Below are 5,899 nucleotides of genomic sequence, written 5' to 3'. Positions count from 1 at the left end.
GGTGCGAAGTGGGACATCAACACTGAAGCTTCCGCGAATGTCACTGGTCAGGCACCGTCGACGGAGGACCTCATGAAGGCCTTCAAGACGGGTACAAGGATGGATCTGGTAAGCCGGGTGACAAGGTTACGGTTGACAAGCCTGTCTTTAAGGATAAGGACGGCAAGGAGACGACTCCGCCGGAGGGCACTAAGTTCGAGAAGGGCGAGGGTGCGCCGGAGGGTGTGACGGTCAACGAGGACGGTTCGATTACCGTTGACGTTCCTGAAAACGCCAAGCCTGGTGACAAGATCGAGGTTCCGGTGAAGGTTACTTACCCGGATGGTTCGGTTGATGAGAAGACGGTTACTGTCACCGTTGGCAAGCCGACGGATACCGACCCAGCCGACCCTTCGACAGAGCCTGAGAAGCCTACGGATCCTTCCCACGGTAATGACCTGACTTCGTTGACACCTGGCTACGACGAGGCCCATGTTCAGCCTGGTGGTAAGGAAACTGCTAAGCCAGCCTTCACTGACAATGGCGGAAAGAAGGTTACGGACCTCAAGGGCATCAAGGTACAGGACAATCCGGAGGCTAAGAGCTACCCGAAGGCAGAAGGTGCTACCGACTGGACCTTCACACCAGAAGGCGCGACTGTAACTGGTCAGGCTCCGACTATGGAGCAGCTGGCGAAGCAGTTTAACGACAGGTATGGCAAGAAGGGTAGTGAAGGCCGTACGAAGTTGACGATTGACAAGTTCAAGAAGGACTTCGATCAGGTTGCGAACCCGCTGGTTAAGTTCGAGCTCACCGATGGCAAGTCGGAGCCCAAGCCTGGTGAAGCGCAGTTCGTACTTGTTGGTAAGGACGGCAAGACGTCGATCTTGGATCCGAAGGGTGACGCTGATGGTGACGGCGTCAACAACGGGGACGAGATCTCGAATGGCTGGAACCCGTTCGATCCGAAGGATAACGGCTTTGATACCGGCAAGTGTGTGGCATCGGCTGTGGGCTTCGGTCTCCCACTGATCGCGCTGCTGCCACTGGGTCTGGCTTCCCAGATTCAGATTCCGGTTCTGAGCGATGTGGCTGCACAGGTTGATGCTCAGCTGAAGACGGTCAACACCCGTATTCAGCAGCAGGCTGGCGTCTTCAATCCGGAGATGGCACGTCAGGCTGAGCAGATCAACGCGCAGCTGCGTACCTTCGGTGCGGATCTGGGCATGGTTGCTGCAGGTATCGTGCTGATTGCTGCTGGTATCCTGGCCGGCACGGTCATCTACGACAACTGCAACCCGAATGGCCCGAAGTCCTCTGTGAAGGATCTGGAGTTGAAGGGTTCTTCCGGTAAGACGACGAAGTTGTCCTCCAAGACGGACAACAAGACTCCGGCAAAGCAAGAGAAGAAGTAGCAGTAAGAAATACACTCTGAACAGTCACCCCCTTGCGGGGGAGGCTGGGGGCTAAGCGCTTACTGATCGCTTTCTAAGAAGAGAAAAGCTGCCACCCGTCATATATGACGGGTGGCAGCTTTTTGTATTGGTACTGACAACGGTCGCTGTTAGTTCTGGGAATCTTCGTCTTCGCAGGTGACGTACATATGTCTACTAATTATCTATACAAACAATTACATGTGCACTATAGGACAATCGTCCTAGCGCTGCCTACCTGATGGATTCTTAGAGTTTGAAACATATCGGTGTCGCAAAATCCTGGAATGGAATAGGCCTAAAGGTCTATTAGAAGCGCAGACCATTCATTGTTATTCTTTGATGACTGTAAAGCACGTAGCGCCTGTGTTTGTGCCTAAAGATCGGTGAAAAACACGGCGGTGCGACTACATGTTTCAAATCAAGGAATGAAAGGAATTGTTGTGCGAAGCTCCTACAAGATTCGTCGTGGTACCTCGATCGCTGCGGCAGCACTTTCGTTTGCGCTCGTTGCGCCGCTGGCACAGCCGGTTGCGTTTGCCCAGGAGACCGCTGCGGCGGTTGCCGGCGCGGACGCTACTGTTGACGACGCCGTCAAGGATAAGAAGGTTCCGAACGCCATTTACACCAAGGGTGGCTGGCGCGATTATGGTGGCTACCACGGCTACGCGTACATCAATAAGGACGGCCGACATGACGATCTTTCGGCGAACAATGAGCCGCTGAAGGGCAATGTTATCTACCTGCAGTACGTCACCGGCAAAAACGAAGTTTCCCCGGTGTTCTACACCCTGACCGACTCCGAGGGTCGTTTCTCTTTCGACTTGACTCGTAAAGTGACTGATCGGGTTGGTGCCCCTGCGTTCAATCTGGCTGGCGCCAGCAAGTTCAAAGTCCGTGTGTGGGGCGAAAACCCTGACGAGAATAAGTACTCTGTCGTCGCCGCTGGCGATATGAACTCCGGCCGGTACACCACACGTTTGAACCGAGTCCAGGAATCCTGGAACTTCACCGCCGGCCCGGCTGGCTCCCGCATTACCAACGGGCGCTTCGTGCTTGAGGAGAAGCCGGCACAGGTTGATTGGCTGGCGAAGCCGGACTCCGAGTGGACCCGCGCACTTGATGGCCAGACCGGTGAGCCAACCGTTGATGGTCAGTTCCCAGACTACGGAAAGTACGGCGCTTTCAGGAGTGCTGGTGCTGCACCAAACTGGTCGATGGTTTGGTGGGAAAACGGCGAGGACGCCGGTTCCTTGCCGGGGTACTACAAGTACCAGCCCGGCCAGGGTGATCGCGCTGCTGGTGGCGTAGAAGTTGTTGCCTCGTACCTCAACGATGAGGTCGCGCGTGAGATTGATGCGTGGAAGGAAGCGAACAAGGGTTACACCGCTGAGCAGGAGCGTGCAAACCAGGAGCGCATCATCAAGGCGTACCAGGACGAGCATGGCGTAGGTTCACACATCGCTGAGACTGTCGTTACGGAGACTAAGGCTGACGGTACGATTTACCTGCCGTTTAAGGGCACGTATGGCCAGTCGCGTACACAGGAGAACCAGACTGCTCAAATTTCCAATAAGCTGGCCAAGGGCGACTTCGGTACAGTTGCGAAGGACTTCATGCCAGATAACGGTGCATCGCGCCGCGCTGCGTTCGGTGATGGTTTAATTAACCAGACGAAAAAACGTCACATCAACACGGACTACATGTACGTGTACCCGAAGATCGAAGGCCGCGACGTCAAGAACTCGGCGTTCCCGATGAACATGTTCCAGGACTTCAGCAAATTTGGTTCTGTGTGGGCTGGACAAGCGATGGACGGTCTGCAGTTCCCACTGATGTCCGCACAGCCGATCTTTGATATTCCGGAGTACAACTCGTATGACAATAAGGGTCGTGCGGGCTCCAAGGTGACCACGAAAGCTGCGGGTCTGATGCCGAATGCGGATTACGCAATCCGTTGGTACGCAACTGATCCTGCTGGTAACCAGACTGAGCTGGAAGGCAAGGAGTGCATCGTCAAGAGTGACGAGAAGGGCGTACTGCCTTCCTGTGACTTCCAGGCTCCTGAGGACCTGAAGGAAACCACCGTCTACACAGCGGCTGTGGTAACTGTTGACCCTGCTTCGAAGAAGATGTCTGATCGCTGGGAGATCGCGGACTCGTTCACCGCTGTTGTCCCAGAGCAGCTGCCGCTTGGCTCCGCAGGTGAAGAGTACCCAGACAACAACGTCGCGGACCTGTTCCAGAAGCTGCCTGACAATCTTGCTGAGAACTCGAAGCCAAAGTACTCCGCCGATAAGCTGCCAGAGGGCCTTGAGATTGACCCCGAGACCGGCAAGATCACTGGCACCCCAACCAAGCCTGGCACCACCGAAGTGACCGTGACTCGCGAGGTCGAGGTCATGGTGGACAAGTATGTTGGTGTCACCGATGAGGACGGCAACCCGGTCTACGAGAACCCGGACGAGGAAGACCCCGCGCAGCGCATCCAGAAGACGGAGAAGTCCACTGTTGCAGAAAAGCAGCAGGAAGAGGTCGTCACAAAGATTACGGTGACGGACACCCCTCTGCAGGACGGCGTTGTTGGCGAGGATTACGAACAGGAAGTGAAGCCTGAGGGCTTCGGTCCTTTGCCACAGGGCTTCGAGATCGAGGAAGGCTCCCTCAAGGTTGAGGGACTGCCAGATGGTCTGACGTTTGAAAACGGCAAGATCACCGGCACCCCAACGACCCCGGTTGAGGCTTCTGAAGAGAAGCCGAACGTGACTGTGACGTACACGTTGGTGGATCAGAACGGTGAAAAGCACGAGCAGACCGATATCGTCCCGCTGGCTGTGAAGTCCCAGGCTGACGCCTACGACCCCAAGGGGCAGGATCAAACGGTTGAGCCGGGAGAGAAGCCGAAGCCTGAAGACTCGATTGCTAACAAGGAAGATCTTCCTGACGGCACCGAGCACGAGTGGAAGGACACACCGAACACCGACGAGCCTGGTGACAAGCAGGGCAAGGTCGTCGTGACCTACCCGGATGGCTCGAAGGAAGAAGTCGACGTCACCATCCATGTGACCCAGGATCCGACCTCTGTCGACGAGTCTGGCAAGAAGTCTGTCGACACGACCGACGACAAGCAGGACACCGGCGTCAAGATCGTCAACCCTGACGAGGAAACCAAGGTTTCTGCGAAGGACGAAGATAGCAAGGACATCCCTGCCGAGATCGACGAGAACGGTAACGTCCATGTCACCCCAGGTGAGGACGTTGATGGTCCGATCACGGTAGTCATCGAGGACCCGGATCTGCCTGGCGGCAAGGTCGAGGTCGAGGTTCCGGTCAACGGCCACGAGAAGGACCGTGATGACAACGGTTCGGACACGAAGCCGGAAGCGCCGAAGACCACGGTTGACGAGTCTGGTAAGCAGCCGGTCGATCCGACCGATGAGAAGCAGGACACCGGTATCAAGGTCAACAACAAGGACAAGGACACCGAGGTCACTGCTAAGGATGAAGACGGCAAGGACATCCCGGTCGAGATCGATGAGAACGGCAACGTTCATGTCACCCCGGGTGAGGATGTTGATGGTCCGATTACGGTGACGGTCACCGACCCTGACCTGCCTGGTGGCAAGACTGACATCGAGGTCAAGGTTAACGGTCACGAGAAGGGTCGCGATGACAACAACTCTGACTTCAAGGTTGATGATTCCGGCAAGAAGCCGGTCGACCCGACCAACGAGAAGCAGGACACTGGTGTCAAGGTTCAGAATCCTGACAAGGACACCAAGATCTCCGCGAAGGACGAGGATGGCAAGGACGTCCCGGTCGAAATCGACAAGGACGGTAACGTTGTCGTCACGCCTGGTGAGGACGTTGATGGCCCGATTACGGTGACAATCGAGGACCCACGTCTTCCTGAAGGCAAGTCTCAGGTTGAGATTGACGTCAATGGCCACGAGAAGGGTCGCGACGACAACGGCAAGGCAGAGACCAACGTCAACGCTGACGGCAAGAAGCCCGTCGTGCCGAACGGAAAGGAGCAGGACACCGGCGTCATCATTAACAACAAGGATGGCGACACCAAGGAGTCTGCAACCGACAAGAACGGCAAGGACGTGCCGGTCCGCGTCGGCGACGACGGCAAGGTCTACGTCACACCTGGTAAGGATGTCGAAGGACCGATTAAGCTGGTCGTCGAGGATCCGGACCTGCCTGGTGGCAAGGCTGAGATCGAGATCGAGGTCGACAAGGCCCAGAACCCAGGTGGCGAGGAAAACAAGCCGGGAACCGGTGACCAAACCGACCCATCCGAGGGTGACAAGCTCGGTGACAACGTTGTGGCGTCCTACCCGAAGACCGACGTCAGGCCGGGTGCCACGGGTACTGCCAAGGTTCAGCTGAACAAGAAGGACGGCGAGAAGGTCGGAGAGGCCGTCGATACGCCGAAGGGCACGACGGCGACGATCACCAAGCGCAACGGCGGCGAGCTGCAC

At 56.5% G+C, this 5,899-nt stretch carries 1 protein-coding gene and 1 pseudogene; both read left to right on the top strand.

Annotation, left to right across the window (positions count from 1 at the left end; genetic code table 11):
* Window positions 1–101: 101 nt before the first annotated feature.
* A pseudogene (locus tag ACXIUA_RS09725) lies at window positions 102–1,394 on the top strand (YPDG domain-containing protein); the annotation flags it as partial.
* A gap of 446 nt (window positions 1,395–1,840) precedes the next feature.
* A partial coding sequence (locus tag ACXIUA_RS09720; protein ID WP_457976702.1) for a Rib/alpha-like domain-containing protein occupies window positions 1,841–5,899 on the top strand: 4,059 nt, incomplete at its 3' end.

The organism is Corynebacterium sp. UMB8791, from assembly GCF_054166365.1.
This window is presented reverse-complemented; position numbering and strand designations above follow the sequence as displayed.